This window comes from Lutibacter oceani, from assembly GCF_003384935.1.
GTDB classification, from domain to species: Bacteria; Bacteroidota; Bacteroidia; order Flavobacteriales; family Flavobacteriaceae; genus Lutibacter; species Lutibacter oceani.
Window position 1 is genome coordinate 572,952 of record NZ_QTTQ01000010.1, and the last position, 18,495, is coordinate 591,446.

The 18,495-nt window shown below is 30.5% G+C and carries 10 protein-coding genes; 7 read left to right on the forward strand and 3 right to left on the reverse strand.

Translation table 11 applies throughout. From position 1 onward, the window contains the following. Positions 1 to 2 precede the first annotated feature (2 nt). From BX611_RS08045 to BX611_RS08055, 3 genes are all read right to left on the reverse strand, one after another. Complete coding sequence (locus tag BX611_RS08045) at positions 3 to 1,100, reverse strand: SGNH/GDSL hydrolase family protein (RefSeq protein ID WP_115879966.1); 1,098 nt, start codon at positions 1,098 to 1,100, stop codon at positions 3 to 5. A gap of 177 nt (positions 1,101 to 1,277) precedes the next feature. Continuing rightward, positions 1,278 to 2,141: an AraC family transcriptional regulator gene (locus BX611_RS08050; RefSeq protein ID WP_115879968.1), complete on the reverse strand. Its 864-nt coding sequence runs from the start codon at positions 2,139 to 2,141 to the stop codon at positions 1,278 to 1,280. Between the two features lie 27 nt (positions 2,142 to 2,168). Continuing rightward, the gene (locus BX611_RS08055; protein WP_181897239.1) at positions 2,169 to 3,041 is read right to left on the reverse strand and encodes an AraC family transcriptional regulator; all 873 of its coding nucleotides are present in this window, start codon (positions 3,039 to 3,041) and stop codon (positions 2,169 to 2,171) included. 356 nt (positions 3,042 to 3,397) lie between these two features. Here BX611_RS08055 and BX611_RS08060 point away from each other — a divergent pair, with 356 nt between their 5' ends. The 7 genes from BX611_RS08060 (at position 3,398) to BX611_RS08090 (ending at position 18,495) form a co-directional block, all read left to right on the forward strand. Further along, on the forward strand, positions 3,398 to 4,627 hold the full coding sequence (locus tag BX611_RS08060; protein WP_205417107.1) for a glycoside hydrolase family 88 protein: 1,230 nt from the start codon (positions 3,398 to 3,400) through the stop codon (positions 4,625 to 4,627). 38 nt (positions 4,628 to 4,665) lie between these two features. Next, positions 4,666 to 6,603, forward strand: coding sequence for a sialate O-acetylesterase (locus BX611_RS08065; protein ID WP_115879972.1), 1,938 nt, complete (start codon positions 4,666 to 4,668; stop codon positions 6,601 to 6,603). Between the two features lie 578 nt (positions 6,604 to 7,181). Next, positions 7,182 to 9,647 carry a beta-galactosidase GalB gene (gene galB / locus BX611_RS08070; protein WP_115879974.1) on the forward strand — a complete coding sequence of 822 codons (2,466 nt, stop codon included), beginning with the start codon at positions 7,182 to 7,184 and terminating at the stop codon, positions 9,645 to 9,647. 15 nt (positions 9,648 to 9,662) lie between these two features. After that, complete coding sequence (locus tag BX611_RS08075; RefSeq protein ID WP_115879976.1) at positions 9,663 to 12,059, forward strand: glycoside hydrolase family 31 protein; 2,397 nt, start codon at positions 9,663 to 9,665, stop codon at positions 12,057 to 12,059. Positions 12,060 to 12,076: 17 nt separating this feature from the next. Further along, positions 12,077 to 14,077 (forward strand): glycoside hydrolase family 97 protein, encoded by a 2,001-nt coding sequence (locus tag BX611_RS08080; RefSeq protein WP_115879978.1) that lies wholly within the window; start codon positions 12,077 to 12,079, stop codon positions 14,075 to 14,077. A gap of 15 nt (positions 14,078 to 14,092) precedes the next feature. Further along, entirely contained in the window at positions 14,093 to 16,240 is a 2,148-nt protein-coding gene (locus tag BX611_RS08085) for a glycoside hydrolase family 3 C-terminal domain-containing protein (protein ID WP_115879980.1), read from the forward strand. Between the two features lie 11 nt (positions 16,241 to 16,251). After that, positions 16,252 to 18,495, forward strand: coding sequence for a beta-glucosidase family protein (locus tag BX611_RS08090; protein ID WP_115879982.1), 2,244 nt, complete (start codon positions 16,252 to 16,254; stop codon positions 18,493 to 18,495).

An 18,495-nucleotide genomic window follows, 5' to 3' on the forward strand; every position in this document is an offset into this window, starting at 1 on the left:
AATTATTCATTTAAAAGATTTTTATAATAAGGTATTAATTTTTGACTTATTGCTCCATGTTCTTCAACATTTGGATGCGTTGTGCAACCCTTATTATAAACAGCGTCCAATTCATATAATTCTATTGATTTATTTTTTTCTGCATAAAAAGATTGTACTTCTTTTAAGCAATCCATTAGAAGATTATTTGTTTCGCCACCAATCATTGGGCTATTCATTAAAACTATTTTTGTTTCTGGATAATGGTTATAAACCATTTTTACAAAACTTATATAGTTTTCTACAAACTTTTCTTTATTAAAAGGTAAACGCGGTTTTACTCCATCTCCATTTGATAAATCATTTGTACCTAAACAAATACTTACAATAGCTGGTTTTATTAAAAAGTTATATTTTTTTGAACTATCTAAATTCAAATATAAATTTTCATAAACTTGAGGCATTATAGGTTCTTCAATATTTTCATCATTCCAATTTCTATAAATTCCAATTCCTGAAACTGAACTCAACATAAAGTTTACATTTAAGGCTCTTGCAACTCTTGGTCCAAATGCTAAGTATGCATTATGCTGATCTAAATATTCACCTGTACCACAAGGCACATCACTTGGGTCAGCAGCTGCACCACAGGTAACAGAATCTCCAATAAACTCAATAAAAAATTCTTTATCATTTATAATTGGACTTATTTCTTCTGCATTAACACCGTAAAAAATTAAATTTCCACTTGCTGCTTCTGTCGCCTTAAATATCCCTATTTTATTTTGTTCTTTTTTAGGTAAAACCAATGGAATTTTGGTAATTGAATTTGCACTTATCTTATAACGCTTTTGATATTTGTCATTTATAGTAATTACAGTATAATTATGAGTATTATTACCAGATTGTACAAACAAATTTATTGAATCGCCTTTCACAAAAAATTCGACTGAAGCTGCCGAACTTATTAAAACTGCACTACTATCTTTAAGACTTTCTGTTCTTCCTTGATAACTAAATGCATTATTACTTGCATTGTAAAATGTAATATTAGATGTTGTTTTTTCTTTACAACCAATACACAGTATTATAACTATTAAAAATATAAATTTTGTATTCATTTTTATTTTATTTGAATTTATAAAATTAAAATATACAAGTTAAGTATCATTAGCTTAATTAATCATTCAATGATATTATTTAACCAATTTAATATTTAAAATAAGAGATTTTTAGTAAGCCCTAACTGTGTAATTACAAAAAAAATGTAAAAATATAAGTCAAATTTACCCCCCCTTTTAGTTAATATTTTCAAACCTCATTCTATATTCGTTTGGGGTACAATTTTTAATCTTTTTAAAAATTCTATTAAAATTAGCTATGTTATTAAAACCACTTTTAAAGCCAATTTCACCAATATTTAAATCGGTTTCAATTAACAATTTTGTAGCATTACTCAAGCGAGTATGGTTAACATAATCAATAAACGTTTTTCCTGTTCGTTTTTTTATAAATCTATTGAATGATACAGGTGTCATATTTACAATTTCTGAAATTTCAGGCAATGTTATTTTTCTATTATAATTTTCCTGAACAAATTCATAAACAATTTTAATTCTTCTACTTTGCTCGTATTCATTTTTATTTGATAGTGTAGTTGAAAGCAAACGTTGTTCTTTTGAATTTGCCAATTCCTGAAGAATTTCTAACAGTTTAATAAATTCTTCAATAGTTTCTATTTTTGAAAATTCTTTGATTCTTGGCATTATTTCCAAAGAAGTTTTTTTAGAAAAAAGTATTCCATGTTTAGAACGTTCTAACATATCTCTAATGGATTTAAACATTCTAAGAGAAAGTAATTTGTAATCAAAAATGTTATTATTGAATTGAATTGTCATTTCATAAATACTATCACTTTTACAATTATGGGTTTCCCATCCGTGAACTACATAAGGCCCAACTAAAACAAGTTCTATTTCATCTAATTCTTCAATACTATTGCCTACTACTCTTCTAACACCTTTACCATTTTGTATAAAGTTAAGTTCATATTCTGGGTGAAAATGAATTGGAAAATCGAATTTTTTCTTTAATCTGTTTATAACTAAAAAACCATTTTCAGGTTCTAGTTGAGTAATTTCTCGATTTATTATTCTGCTCATATAAATAATTAAAAGGTTATAGTAGGCTTATAACACTCTCTTAATGCCTTCAAATTTTTCTCTATATTCCGTTGGTGTAGCGTTTTTGCATTTCTTAAAAACTCTATTAAAATTAGCTATATTGTTAAATCCACATTTAAAGCTTATTTCACTAACACTTAAATCTGTTTCAATTAACCACCTTGTTGCATAGCTAATTCTGGTATCATTTGTATATTCAACAAAAGTTTTCCCAGTACGTTTTTTTATAAATCTATTAAACGTAACTGTACTCATATTTACAATTTCCGAAATTTCTGACAGTAAAATTTTTCGACTAAAATTCTCTTGAATATACTCATAAACTTTTTTTATTTTATCACTATTTTCAAATGTTTTATTTTGGGAAGTATATGTAGAAAGCAGTCTTTGATTTCTGGAATTAGCTAAATCCTGAAGAATTGAAATAAGTTCCATTAAATAATCTATACTATCTATTTTAGATAAAGCTTGAATTCTTTCTTTTAATTCAAGGGATATTTTTCTTGAAAAAAGTATTCCATAATTAGACCTATCAAACATATCTTTAATAGGTTTAAATATTCTTCGAGATAGCATTTTTTCATCAAATAAATCATTATGAAATTGAATAGTAATTTCATTAATTTTTTTACTTGTACAATTATGCAACTCCCAACAATGCTCTAAATTAGGACCTATTAAAACCAATTCAACATCATTTATCTCCTCCATACTATCTCCTATAACACGACGCACACCTTTACCGTTAAATATAAAATTTAACTCGTATTCTGGATGAAAATGTATTGGAAAATCAAAATCATCCTTTATACGGTCAAAAACCTGAAAGCTATCTTCAGGTGCAATGGGAGTAATTTCTCTATGAAAATTTTTATCCATATAAATTTTAAAACAATCTGATTTATAATGTTAAAATAACATTATTTAATTACCAATATAGCATTGCAAATTAGTTATTTTTTTTGTCAAAAAAGTACTAATTAACTATATTTTTGAATTAAAACTATCACTTTAAATCAAATAAATTCAATCCACATCAATTCATTAAAATAAGGAATGAAACATTATTTTTTTTACGAATATTTGAAAAAGTGATAAAATAAGTTTAAATAAAGACAATAAATGTATATAAAAACCAATCTTAAGTTTTTATATTTGATACGCACAAACTTCTACCTAAAAACGGATAAAATTCTAATTAATAAAACAGTTAACAAAGTACTTCAACTTAAAATATGAAAATAATAAATAAAAAAAATACCTTTTTTTTAATAATTGGAATACTTTTTATGGTTTTTGGATGCCGTAAAAACGCTGTTAAAACAATTGAACAACCAATTGAAACAATTGTAAACGAATCTTTGGAATTCTCTTTGCAACAAAGTTTAAAAATGGCAGAATCTTTAAAAGACAAGCCTAATTTATTACCAAAAACTACCGATCGTTTTGGTAACCTAGAAACCTGCAATTCAAGCTGGTGGGTAAGTGGATTTTTTCCAGGCACATTATGGTATTTATATGAATATTCTAACAATAAAGAAGTTGAAAAATGGGCTAATAAATATACATTACGTGTTAAAGACCAACAGTTTACAACCGACAATCATGATGTTGGTTTTATGATTTTTTGCAGTTTTGGAAACGCATATAGATTAACAAAAGATGAAGCCTATTTAGAAGCTATTCACAATGCTTCAAAATCATTATCAACACGCTTCAACACTACAACAAAAACAATTAAATCTTGGGATAGTGGAGGTCCAAACAATAATTGGCAATACCCGGTTATAATAGATAATATGATGAATTTAGAATTGTTAATGTGGTCAGCTGAAAAATTTAATAGCCCTGAATTTAAAAATATTGCAAATACACACGCAAATACAACTTTAGAAAATCATTTCAGAAAAGACAATAGTTCCTACCACGTAATAAGTTACGATACTATAACAGGTAAAGCAGCACTTAAACAAACAGCACAAGGTTACAATAACGAATCTGCCTGGGCAAGAGGTCAGGCTTGGGGACTCTATGGTTATACTATAATGTACCGATTTACAAAAAGCCCGGAATATTTAAAACAAGCTGAAAATATTGCTTCATTTATATTAAATCATCCTAATTTACCTGAAGATAAAATTCCGTTTTGGGATTTTAATGCGCCAAATATTCCCGATACCTATAAAGATGCTTCTGCTGCCTCAATTATGTGTGCTGCTCTTATTGAGTTAAGTACGTATACAAATAGTGCCAATTCAGCTAAATATTTAAAAACAGCAGAAACTCAAATTCGTTCGTTAAGTTCACCTCAATATCGTAATGCTTTAGGAAATAATGCCAATTTTATACTTAAACACGGAGTTGGTCATTTGCCTGCAAACAGCGAAGTTGATGTTCCTTTATCGTATGCCGATTATTATTTTGTAGAAGCATTAATGAGATATAAAAAATTAAAAGGATTTTAAATCATCCTTGAAATCAATAATAAAATATTAGTAAAAAAATGAAATTCAAAGCAACAAAACTCATACTAGTTGTAGTAGCGCTATTAGTTAGTTCAAGTATGTTTTCTCAATTAAAAGTTTCTAAACTTTTTAACAACCATATGGTTATTCAAAGAAATCAGAATATCAATGTTTGGGGAACACACAAAAAAGGTAAAAAGGTAACAGTAACATTTAACAATAAAGCCTACAAAACCAAAACAAATTCAAACGGTGCATGGAAAATTATTTTACCTGAAATGAAAGAAGGAGGCCCTTTTGAAATGACTATTAAATCGGGTAAAGAATCAATTAAAATTAGTGATATTTTAATTGGAGATGTGTGGGTTTGTTCTGGCCAATCCAACATGGAATGGCTTGTAAAAAATTCCAACAATGCTATTGTAGAAATTACGAATGCACATGATTCAAATATCAGACATTTTAAAGTTCCTTTATCCTCTGCCAATGCACCTGAAAATGAATTAGCTGGTGGCGAATGGACTGTTACAAACTCAAAAAATGTTGGAGACTTTACAGCAGTCGGTTATTTTTTTGCTAAAAACTTAAGAAACAATAACAACAATGTACCTATTGGATTAATAAACACATCTTGGGGAGGAAGTAGAATTGAACCTTGGATGAGTGCTGAAGTTCTGGGAATTGAAAATGCAAAGGAATTTTTTGATCAAGTTCAAAAAAAATCTGATGCAGAATTTAACAAACAGACCGCTATTTATAAAAAAGTATTTCCATATTTAACAGAAGAAGATCAAGGTTTTAAAAATAACGAACCTCTTTGGGCCAAACCAGATTTAGATGAAAGTGATTGGATTCAAATAAAGGTACCTTCAATGTGGGAAAATGAAGGTTTTGAAGGTTTAGATGGTTTTGCTTGGTACAGAACATCCTTTAATTTAACTGAAGAAGAAGCTTCTAAACCTATTACACTTGGTTTAGGAAAAATTGATGATTCAGATTATGTTTGGTTAAATGGAAATAAAGTTGGTGAAACAATTCAAGAGTACGGTAAAACACGTGTTTATAATGTAGATGCTAAAAACTTAAAAGAAGGAATTAATGTAATTGCTATTAGAGTTGACGACACAGGTGGTGGCGGTGGAATTTATGGAGATGCTAAAGATTTATTTCTTAAAACTTCAAACGGAACTGTTTCATTAGCAAAAAAATGGAGTTTTAAAGTTGGCTCATTCAGAAAACCTTTTATGGGTGTAAATCAAATTTCAACTCTGCTTTATAATAAAATGATTTATCCTTTATTAAATTTCCCTATTAAAGGAACAATTTGGTATCAAGGCGAGTCCAATGCAAATAGTTTGGAAGAAGCTGAAAAATACAGCGAACTTTTCCCAACCATGATAAAACAATGGCGTAAAGATTGGAAGATTGGAGATTTTCCTTTTTTATGGGTGCAATTAGCAAATTATATGGCACCACAAGATGCTTCAGTTGAAAGTAATTGGGCGCTTTTAAGAGAATCTCAATCCAAAACTTTAAACATTCCAAATACAGGTGAAGCTGTAATTATTGATTTAGGCGAAGCTACAGATATTCACCCAAAAAACAAACAAGATGTAGGTTATAGATTGGCTTTAGCTGCAAAAAAAATTGCATACAATCAGGATTTAATTTATTCCGGACCAACATTTAAAAGTCAGGAAATAAAAGGCAATAAAATTGTGGTTAGTTTTAACCATTTAGGTTCCGGACTTATAACTAAAGATAAATACGGATACGTAAAAGGATTCTCTATTGCTGGAGCTGACAAGAAATTTGTTTGGTCAAAAGCAACTATTGAAAACAACAAAGTTGTTGTTTGGAATGATGCAATAGAAAAACCATTATATGTTCGCTATGCCTGGGCTGATAATCCAGATGATGCTAATTTATATAATATTGAAAATTTACCGACTTCGCCATTTAGAACAGACAACTAACTAATTAATTATGAATGATCTGAAACTTAAATCTTACTGTCTCATGTAAATTTATTAATCTTTTACAATCAGAAAAACGATTTTAAAAGTTTTAAACCAAAATTAAGAAGTAAACACATACTTTGGAATAACAAAGCAGCATCTAAAAAATGCTGCTTTTCATTTATTAAAAAACACTCTTTTATAGTACTATTTTTACTTTTAAATCCATATTGAAGTAAAAGTAAAAATAGTACCACAAAATGAACATTTTAAGTTACTTATAACTATTAATAAAATATACTTTTGATAAATAAACGTGTATTATACATTTATTAACCCAATTATTAAAGTATTATAAATTTTAACCTTATGAGGTTTTAAAAAAAGTAGAGTTTTGCTTTTTACAAGCAGAAAGAGATACTGTACTATTAGGTGAAAAAGCATTCAAGAACACATGGATTTCTTTACCTGAAAATTAACTATAATTTAAAAAATGATAGTATCTTTTTATTGATATAATGATTTTTTTCATAAAACATATAGAATAACTTTCTTATTTTTATACAAACTGACTTAGGTCAAAAACTAACCTTCAAATGAAAGCTAAATTACTTTGGTACTTTCTTATTTTAATTCTAACCTTTGGATGCAATAAACCGCAGAAAACAAGAACAGTTGAAAATTTTAATTCCAACTGGCTTTTCAGTTTAGAACCTAAAAAAGACAATTCTAATTTTAAACAAATTGATACCGTATGGCGCGAATTAAATTTACCACACGATTGGAGCATTGAAGGTGATTTTAATGAAACCAATCCTGCAACCTATAATGGTGGGGCCTTACCTGGTGGAACTGGATGGTACAAAAAAACTTTTAAAATTGAAGAAAGTGACAAACTCAAAGAATTTTATATAGATTTTGATGGTGTTTATATGAATAGTGAAGTTTGGATTAACAATCATTATTTAGGAAAAAGACCCAACGGATATATAGGATTTAGATATAACCTGACTCCTTATTTAAATTTTGGAGAAAATGAAAATGAAATAAAAGTAAAAGTAGATAATTCTCAACAACCAAATTCACGTTGGTATTCTGGTTCTGGAATATACAGAAATGTTTGGTTGGTAAAAACTAACAAACTTCACATAAACAATTGGGGAACTTTTGTAACAACCCCTATTGTAACTTTAGACAGTGCAACTGTTAATCTTGAAACTTCAATAACAAACAATTATAAAGAAGCAAAAAACATTTTATTAAAAACAATAGTGCTTTTTAATAATGAAAAAATCACAGAAAACAGCAATCATTTAAATATCACAACTAAAAATGAGCTCACATTTTCTGAAAAATTAAATGTTAAAAGCCCAAAATTATGGTCTATTGAAAACCCACAATTATACAAAATACTTTCTGAAATATATATTGACAATCAGTTAGTTGACACTTATGAAACTCCATTTGGAATTAGAACATTCAAATTTGATTTAGATAAAGGTTTTATGTTAAACAACAAATCTGTAAAAATAAAAGGAGTTTGTAACCATCACGATTTAGGTGCATTGGGAGCTGCAGTTAACAAAAGAGCTCTAGAACGTCAATTAGAAATTTTAAAAGAAATGGGAGTTAATGGCATTAGAACTTCTCATAATCCGCCTGCACCTGAACTTTTGGATTTATGCGATAAAATGGGATTTATTGTTATGGATGAGTCTTTTGATGTTTGGAACAATACAAAAGCAAAATATGACTATGCTATAAATTGGAAAGAATGGCACAAAAAGGATCTAGAAGATTTTATAAAAAGAGACCGAAATCATCCTAGTGTTTTTATTTGGAGTATTGGTAATGAAATTCAGGAACAATGGAATGAGCAAGGGGTAACGACCGCTAAAGAATTAAAAGCAATTGTTAGAAATTTAGACACTACACGATTAATTACTGCCGGAATGAATCCTCCAGTAAATATGGAGAATCAAGAAGTTACCTTACAGTTTGACAAGGCAAATGTAACTTATAATGCATTAGCCGCTTCTGGTGTTTTGGATTTAATTGGTTATAATTATGCACACCAAACATATGAATACCACAAACAAAATTTTCCTAATACACCTTTTATAGCTACCGAAACAACTTCAGGATTGCAAACAAGAGGTTATTATGATCAAAAATCAGATACATTAAAAAGATGGCCCGTTCGTTGGGATATTCCTTTTGATGGCGGTAATTCTGACAATACAATTTCTTCTTACGATCAGGTGAGCACACCCTGGGGTTCAACCCATGAAGAAACCTGGAAAGTTATTAAAAAACACGATTTCCTTTCAGGTATGTTTATTTGGACTGGTTTTGATTATTTAGGCGAACCTACTCCTTATGTTTGGCCTTCAAGAAGTTCTTATTTTGGCGTAATTGATTTGGCTGGTTTTCCAAAAGATGTTTATTATATGTATCAAAGTGAATGGACAGATAAACCAGTACTTCACATATTTCCACATTGGAATTGGGAAATTGGAAAAGACGTAGATATTTGGGCATATTATTCTCAAGCTGATGAAGTTGAATTATTTTTAAATAATAAATCTTTAGGAGCAAAGAAAAAAGAAGGAGATGATTTACATATAATGTGGAGAGTTCCTTTTCAGCCAGGAACCCTTAAAGCTATTTCAAGAAAAGACGGTAAAGAAATACTTGTAAAAGAAATAAAAACTGCTGAAAAACCAGCTCAAATAAGTTTTAATGCAGATAGAAATACTATCAAATCGGATAGTGTTGATCTTTCATATATAACCGTTTCAATTTTAGATAAAAATGGTACACTAGTACCAAATGCAACAAATAATATTCAGTTTAAAATTGAAGGTCCAGGAAAAATTGTAGGCGTGGATAATGGAGACCCAACAAGTCATGCTTCTTTTAAAGCTTCAGACAGAAATGCTTTTTATGGTAAATGCCTCGTAATTGTGCAATCTCTAAATTCAGAAGGAATTATAAAACTTTCAGCTCAATCACAAGGGCTGGAAGATTCATCAATAAATATTAATGTAAATAATAAATAAAATTCATCTCAAATAATGAAAAATACATTCAACAAACAACTCTTGCTAACGTTTTTAACGATAGGGTGTTTTATTAGTATTACATCGGCTCAAATTCAAAATACAAACGTTTTAAATGAACCACCAGATATTAGCAAAGATTTTGAGGATTTTAGAAATACTTATTATTTAGCTGATGAATTAGCTTCTTTTAACCCGGAAACTGGAGAAGGAACTATAAAATATTTACGTCATAATTTTGCAACAAGACAGGCTTTTAACAATATGTTAAGCAGACTTGTGCCAGCTCCGGCAAATGAATTTCCTACCACTGAATATGCTGATTCTCCGGAATTACCATTTTCAATTGAATTTATTTCTGACAGAACTATTAGAATAAAAACCTCCTCTGGTCCGCAATTTAAAAATCAAGAAGCTTCTTTAATGCTTGTTAATGGTGTGGCAAAAGATGCCAGAAATTTATGGAACTATTCTAAAACTTCCGAAGGTCATAAATATACAAGTAGCAAAGGTTCTGTTGTAATTACTGAAAAACCTTGGCACGTTTCTATTTACAATGCCGAAGGAAAATTATTAACCAGTACGTTACATTTAGATGATGTTAAAAGCACGTACACGCCAGTAACTCCATTCTCATTTGTTCGCAGAGCTGATGATTATTCAAGAAGTATGGACGCTGTTTTTTCTATGTCTCCTGAAGAAAAAATATTTGGCTGTGGTGAATCTTTTACGCAATTTAATAAACGTGGTCAAAAAGTTATTTTATGGACAGATGATGCAAATGGCGTACAAAATGAAACGATGTACAAACCAATTCCTTTTTATATGAGTAGCAGAGGTTACGGTGTTTTTATGCATCACTCCACTCCTATTACTGTTGATTTTGGAAAATATTTTAACGGTGCCAATTCTATGATGATTGGTGATGATGAAGCTGATTTATTTGTATTTATAGGTGAACCAAAAGAAATATTAGATGAATATACCGATTTAACAGGAAAAGCGGAAATGCCTCCACTTTGGTCGTTTGGCTTTTGGATGAGTCGTATCACTTATTTCTCTGAAACGGAAGGAAGAGAAATCGCAAAAAATTTAAGAAAACATAAAATTCCAAGTGATGTAATTCATTTTGACACTGGTTGGTTTGAAGTAGATTGGAGAAATAATTATGAGTTTTCAAAGAATAGATTTAACAATCCTATTGATATGATTGCTGATATGAAAGAAGACGGGTTTAATGTTTGTTTATGGCAATTACCTTATTTTACACCAAGAAATACCCTGTTTAACGAAATTATTGAAAAAGGATTGGCCGTAAAAGACAAAAAAGGAAATATTCCTTATGAAGATGCTACATTAGATTTTACAAATCCTGAAACGGTAACCTGGTATCAAAATAAAATAGCATCACTTTTAAAACAAGGTGTTGGAGTTATAAAAGTTGATTTTGGTGAAGCAGGACCAGCTTCAGGAATTTATAACAACGGTAAAACCGGTTTTTACGAACACAATTTATACCCTTTAAGATATAACAAAGCTGTTTCTGAAATTACGAAAGAAGTTACAGGAAACTCTATTATTTGGGCTAGAAGTGCTTGGTCTGGAAGTCAGAAATATCCTTTACATTGGGGTGGAGATGCTGCAACTACAAATACTGCAATGGCAGCAACTTTAAGAGGAGGTTTATCCTTTGGTTTATCCGGATTTACTTTTTGGAGTCACGATGTAGGTGGTTTTGTTACAAAATCTCCAGAAGATTTGTATAGAAGATGGACTCCTTTTGGAATGCTGACTTCACACGTTCGTAGCCATGGTGAACCACCAACTGAGCCTTGGGAATACAGCAAAGAATTTTTAGTGGATTTTAGAAATGCAGATAATTTACGTTACCAGCTAATGCCTTATATTTATGGGCAAGCGAAGCATTCTTCAGAAAATGGTTTACCAATGTTAAGAGCCATGTTTGTTGAATTTCCAAACGATCCAGGTTCTTGGTTAATTGATGATCAGTACTTGTTTGGATCTGATATTTTAGTTGCTCCATTGTTTGAAAATGTTACTGAAAGAAATGTGTATTTACCAAAAGGAAAATGGATAGACTATCAAACTAATAAAGTATATGAAGGTGGTTGGCACACTATAAAAGCAGGTAATATTCCAATTATTATGTTGGTTAAGGATGGAACTATTTTACCGCATATTAAACTGGCGCAATCAACAAAAGATATGGATTGGAGCTCTTTAGAATTAAAAGTATTTGCTGCTGATGCAACCACTGCTAGTTGTAAATTGTTCGTTCCAAACGATCCAAACCTATATAATTTACAAGTTGTTAAAAAAGGAAATTCTTTTGAGTTGATAAACAATCCACTTGAAGACAACACTAAATTTAAAATTTCAACCATTAAATAATTTTTATTTTGAATAAAATGTTAAAACAATTATCTACTGCATTTTTGCTCTTATTTTTTATCTCTTGTAACCAACAATCTAAAAAGGTTTCACAAGAATTAAATTCACCAAATTCAAAAAACAACATCACTTTTGAATTAATTAATGGTGTTCCTTATTACTCTGTTTTACATGGTGACACGTCTGTTCTTACTCCTTCAAAATTAGGATTTGTATTTAAAAATAATGATTCTCTAAGTTCAAACTTTGAAGTTGTTAAAATGGAAAATACTTCTTTTGATGAAACTTGGGAACCTGTTTGGGGTGAGAAAATTCATATCCAAAACAACTACAATCAATTGTCTGTTTTATTACAAGAAAAAGCTGAAAGCAAACGAAATTTAGAAGTTCAATTTAGAGCTTTTGATGATGGTATTGCGCTTAGATATATTTTCCCGGAACAAGGAAAAGACAGCATTTTTATAATGGATGAATTAACTCAATTCAATTTAAAAGACGATGGAGATGCTTGGTGGATTGGTGCATATCAAGATAATAGGTATGAATATTTAACTACAAAATCACCGGTAAGTACTTTAGATACTGTACACACCCCGCTAACTATAAAAAGTAACAGCGGATTGTCTTTAAGTTTTCACGAAGCAAATTTAAAAGATTTTGCAAGTATGACTTTAGCCAGAACTAATGGAACTCATTTAAAATGTGATTTAGTGCCTTGGGCAGATGGTGATAAAGTAAAAACAAACGGAAGTTTTACAACACCATGGAGAACATTACAAATTGCTGATAAACCAGCAGATTTAATAACTTCTGCACTAATTTTAAATTTAAATGACCCAAATAAAATTGAAGATACAAGTTGGATTAAACCTCATAAATATTTAGGTATTTGGTGGGGAATGCATATTGGTAAATATTCTTTTTGGGAAAGTCCAATACAAGGTGCAACAACCAAAAATGCTTTTGAATATATTGATTATTGCAAAAAATTTGGAATTGATCATTTATTAATTGAAGGTTGGAATAAAGGATGGACACCGGCTTGGTATGAAAACGCAATGCATCAATTTAGTTTTACACAAGAAGCAGATAATTTCGACCTTAAAAAAGTAACTGATTATGCTAAAGAAAATGGAGTTAGTATTATTGGTTATCACGAAACAGGTTCAAATATTATCAATTATTTAGCTCAAATTGATGAAGGAATGGGACTATACGAAAAAGTTGGAATTCACGATGTAAAAATTGGTCAGGTTGGTTCTCGCTTAAACATGAAAGAATGGCATCACGGTCAGTTTGGTGTAAATTATTACAGAGCTGTTCTAGACAATGCTGTAAAACACCATTTAACTGTTAATTTCCACGAACCGATAAAAGATACCGGAGAACGCAGAACATACCCAAATATGATGGCTCGTGAAGGTGCTCGCGGACAAGAATACAATGCCTGGAGTGATGGAAATCCGCCAAGTCATACAGCTACATTACCATTTACCCGGTTACTTGCTGGTCCTATGGACTTTACTCCTGGAGTTTTAGATGTTGAAATTAAGCAAGGTTATGAAGGTAGAGATGTGCATACAACGGCAGCAAAACAATTGGCTTTATATGTTGTTTTCTACTCTCCTATTCAAATGTTGGCAGATTTACCTGAGAATTATGATGGAAATCCAGCGTTCAAATTTTTACAAGATGTACCTGTAGATTGGCAAGATACCAAAGTTTTAAATGCTGAAATTGCCGAATATATTACTACTGTTCGTAAAGATAAATTTAGTGAAGACTGGTATTTAGGAAGTTTAACAAATGAAGAAAGCAGATCTTTTGACATTGATTTATCATTCTTAGATCCTGATGCTACTTATGAAGCTCAAATTTATGCTGATGAAGTTGGAACAACCTGGAAAAAAAATGCAACAAAAGTAGCCATAACAACAAAAGAAGTAAAATCAACCGATACTCTAAAACTTAATCTTGGTGAAGGTGGAGGAACCGCAATCCGTTTTGTGAAAAAATAGTTTAAAATACAAATTATGAAATCACTCAGATATTTATTCTTTTTAGTTACCATTATAAAACTATCAGCGCAAAATGTTGAACATCCATTTCAAAATCAAGAATTGGATGTTGAAACACGCATAACTAGTTTATTATCATTAATGAGTATTGATGAAAAAGTAAAAGCGCTAAGTACAAATCCAAGTATCGAACGTTTAGGCGTAAAAGGAACAGGACATGTTGAGGGATTGCATGGGTTGGCTTTAGGTGGTTCTCCAGGATTTTGGGGAGGAAAAGATAAAGAAATAATACCTACAACTACATTTCCACAAGCTTATGGATTGGGAGAAACTTGGGATACCGAACTTATACAAAAAGTGGCAGAAGTTGAAGGGTATGAAACTCGGTATGCATTTCAAAAATATAATAGAGGTGGCCTAGTTGTTAGAGCTCCAAATGCCGATTTAGCAAGAGATCCACGTTGGGGACGCACTGAAGAAAGTTATGGAGAAGATGCTTTTTTAACAGGAAGTTTAACTGTTGCTTTTATAAAAGGATTACAAGGTAATGATCCTAATTATTGGCAGACAGCTTCGTTAATGAAACATTTTTTAGCGAATAGTAACGAAGATGGACGAACTTATACTTCTTCAAATTTTAATGAACGCCTTTGGAGAGAGTACTATTCTTTCCCCTTTAAAATGGGTGTTACAAAGGGAGGTTCAAGAGCATATATGGCGGCCTATAATAAAGTAAACGGAATTCCGGCAATGGTACATCCAATGCTAAAAGAAATTACTCAAAAAGAATGGGGGCAAAACGGAATTATTTGTACCGATGGTGGTGCCTATATGTTGTTACTAAGAGATCATAAATATTATGCCGATAAATATCTTGGAGCAGCTGCAACAATTAAAGCTGGAATCAATCAGTTTTTAGATGATTATACTGAAGGTGTTTACGGTGCCTTGGCAAATGGTTATTTAACCGAATCTGATATTGATACGGAATTAAGAGGTGTTTTTAGAGTGATGATAAAACTTGGAATGTTAGATTCCGAAGAAAAAAATCCATACAGCCAAATTGGTAAAAATGAAAAAATAGATCCTTGGTTAACACAAAAACATAAAAATTTAGCACTTTTAGCTACTCAAAAATCAATTGTTTTATTAAAGAATAATCAAAATTTATTACCTCTACATAAAGAAAAACTTAAAACCATTGCGGTTATTGGAAACAATGCAAATGATGTCTTTTTAGATTGGTATAGTGGTACTCCTCCGTATGCAATTTCAGCTCTTGAAGGAATAAAAAACAAAGTTGGAGAAAATATTGAAATCGTATTCACTCCAAATAATACCGATGGAAAAGCTGTTGAATATGCAAAAAAGGCTGATGTTGTAATTGTTTTAGTTGGCAACCATCCTACTTGTGATGCTGGTTGGGCAAAATGTCCAAAACCAAGTAACGGAAAAGAAGCTGTAGATCGTGAATCTTTAACTTTGGAAGAAGAAGATTTGATAAAATTAGTATATCAAGCAAACAACAATACAATTGTGGGTTTAATAAGTAGTTTCCCTTATGCTATAAACTGGACCCAAGAAAATGTTCCTGCTATTGTGCACTTAACACATAACAGTCAGGAATTAGGAAATGCATTGGCTGATGTACTTTTTGGAGATTACAATCCGGCAGGAAGATTAACCCAAACCTGGGTAAAATCTATTACCGATTTACCTGATTTTTTGAATTATGATATTACAAAAGGACGAACTTATATGTATGCTAAAAATAAACCACTTTATGCTTTTGGGTATGGTTTAAGTTATACCTCTTTTGAGTATTCAAATTTAAAAACAAGTAAAAATGCTATTTCTGAAAATGATACAATACTTGTTAGTGTAGATATTAAAAATACTGGAGAGTTTAATGGAGAAGAAGTTATACAATTATATGTAAATCATCCTTTTTCAAAAGTACAACGACCTATAAAAGAATTAAAAGGTTTTAAAAGAGTTTTTGTTGCGGCAGGAAAAAAAGCAACTGTAACTATTCCTTTAATAGCAGCTGATTTAAAATACTGGAATACTAAAAAGCAACAATTCGAATTAGAAAAAGAGTCCGTAGAAATTCAAATTGGAAGTGCATCAAACAATATAAAATTGAAAAAAATATTAAAATAAAAATAATTCAAATGAAAACAGCCTTTAAAAATAGTACGTATTTAATTGTTTTTCTATTCCTAATTTCTTGTTCAAAAGAAGTGAAAAACACTAATGAGTCAGAAATCTCTAATTCTACTGAAATTTACAAATCAAATAAAATTTCTTTAGAAAATGACACAAAAATTGATAGTCTAATTTCTTTGATGACCGTTGAAGAAAAAATAGGAATGCTTCACGGAAATAGTATGTTTACTTCTGGTGGTGTTGAACGTTTAGGAATCCCTGAACTAAAAATGGCTGATGGTCCATTGGGAATACGAGAAGAAATCTCTAGAAACAGTTGGGCAAATGCCGGTTGGGATAACGATTTTGCAACGTATTATCCAGCTGCTGGTGCAGTTGCTGCTACTTGGAATCCTGAATTATCATATACTTTTGGTAATAGTGTTGGACAAGAAGCACGTGCTCGTGATAAAGATATGCTACTTTCTCCTGCTATAAATATTATTAGAACACCACTTGGAGGACGTACTTATGAGTATTTTACGGAAGATCCTTTTTTAAACAAAAAACTAGCAGTTCCTTTTATTATTGGTCTACAAGATAATGATGTTATGGCTTGTGTTAAACACTTTGCAGTAAACAACCAAGAAACCAATCGTGGTACTGTAGATGTATTAGTTGATGAACGCACCTTGCAAGAAATATATTTACCTGCTTTTAAAGCAGCCGTTACAGAAGCAAATGCTTACAGTTTAATGGGTGCTTACAATAAATTTAGAGGAGATTATTTATGTGAAAATGATTTAATGCTTAACAAAATACTAAGAGACCAATGGGGCTTTAAAGGAATTGTTGTTTCTGATTGGGCTGCCGTTCATACTACAGTTAAATCGTTAGAAAACGGTTTAGATATTGAAATGGGAACTCCAAAACCATTTAACGAATTCTTTTTAGCCGACAAATTAATTGAAGCAGCTAAAGCTGGTGAAATCTCCGAAGAAGAAATAAACAAACACGTTAAACGTATTTTAAGAGTCCTTTTTCAAGTAAAAGCTATTGACAACAAAAATAGAACTAAAGGAAGTTTAGCAACTGAAGAACACTACAAAGACTCTTATAATATTGCAGCTGAATCCGTTGTTTTATTGAAGAATGAAAAAGAGATATTACCTTTAAAATTGAAAGGTGTTACATCTATTGCTGTTATTGGAAATAATGCTACAAAAAAAAATGCCTTAGGCGGATTTGGAGCTGGTGTTAAAACAAAAAGAGAAATTACACCTTTGGAAGGACTTCAAAATAGGTTGCCGGAAGGTATTAAAATTAATTATGCTGAAGGTTATTTAGAACGATATTCTAAAAACGAAAATGACCAAAAAGAAGAAGTTACTTTAAACGGTCCAACAACAGTAAATGAATTAGACGGTGTAAAATTAGAAGAAGCTATAAAAGCTGCTAAAAATTCTGATGTTACTATCATTTTTGCAGGTTCAAACAGAGATTACGAAACAGAAGCATCAGACAGAAGAGATTTATCATTACCATTCGGACAAGAAGCTTTAATTGAAAAGGTTTTAGAAGTAAATCCAAATACAATTGTGGTAATGATTGGTGGTGCACCATTTGATCTTAACAACATTAAAGAAAAGTCATCTGCTTTAGTTTGGAGTTGGTTTAATGGCTCTGAAGGTGGAAACGTTTTAGCTGATGCCATTTTAGGAAATATAAATCCTTCAGGTAAATTACCTTGGACAATGCCAAAAAATTTAATGGATTCTCCAGCACATGCTACTAACAGTTTTCCAGGTGATGAAACTGTTGAATATAAAGAAGGTATTTTAGTTGGATATAGATGGTTTGACACCAAAAACATAGAACCTTTATATCCATTTGGATATGGATTATCTTATACTAATTTTGAATATTCAGATTTAAAAACAAATAAAGATACTTACTCAGAAGATGAAATAATTGAAGTTACATTTAACATAAAAAACACAGGAAAAGTTGATGGTAAAGAAGTTGCTCAATTATATGTTTCTAACCCAAAATCATCCGTTGAAAAAGCAGCTCAAGAATTAAAAGGATTTCAAAAAACATTTATTAAAAGTGGAGATTCCAAAAACATTACCATTCGTTTAAATACAAAAGATTTAGCATATTATAATGAAACTAAAAAAGATTGGATTGTAGAAAAAGGATCTTATTTATTAAAGATAGGAAAATCTTCAAGAGAAATTATAGAAGAAATAACAATAAATATTGAATAA

Bases quoted from the DNA above. Each gene is read 5' to 3' on its own strand.
- BX611_RS08075 (WP_115879976.1), top strand. From the start codon at position 9,663: ATGAAAAATACATTCAACAAACAACTCTTGCTAACGTTTTTAACGATA.
- BX611_RS08085 (WP_115879980.1), top strand. From the start codon at position 14,093: ATGAAATCACTCAGATATTTATTCTTTTTAGTTACCATTATAAAACTA.
- BX611_RS08050 (WP_115879968.1), bottom strand. From the start codon at position 2,141: ATGAGCAGAATAATAAATCGAGAAATTACTCAACTAGAACCTGAAAAT.
- BX611_RS08090 (WP_115879982.1), top strand. From the start codon at position 16,252: ATGAAAACAGCCTTTAAAAATAGTACGTATTTAATTGTTTTTCTATTC.
- BX611_RS08080 (WP_115879978.1), top strand. From the start codon at position 12,077: ATGTTAAAACAATTATCTACTGCATTTTTGCTCTTATTTTTTATCTCT.
- BX611_RS08065 (WP_115879972.1), top strand. From the start codon at position 4,666: ATGAAATTCAAAGCAACAAAACTCATACTAGTTGTAGTAGCGCTATTA.
- galB (WP_115879974.1), top strand. From the start codon at position 7,182: ATGAAAGCTAAATTACTTTGGTACTTTCTTATTTTAATTCTAACCTTT.
- BX611_RS08060 (WP_205417107.1), top strand. From the start codon at position 3,398: ATGAAAATAATAAATAAAAAAAATACCTTTTTTTTAATAATTGGAATA.
- BX611_RS08055 (WP_181897239.1), bottom strand. From the start codon at position 3,041: ATGGATAAAAATTTTCATAGAGAAATTACTCCCATTGCACCTGAAGAT.
- BX611_RS08045 (WP_115879966.1), bottom strand. From the start codon at position 1,100: ATGAATACAAAATTTATATTTTTAATAGTTATAATACTGTGTATTGGT.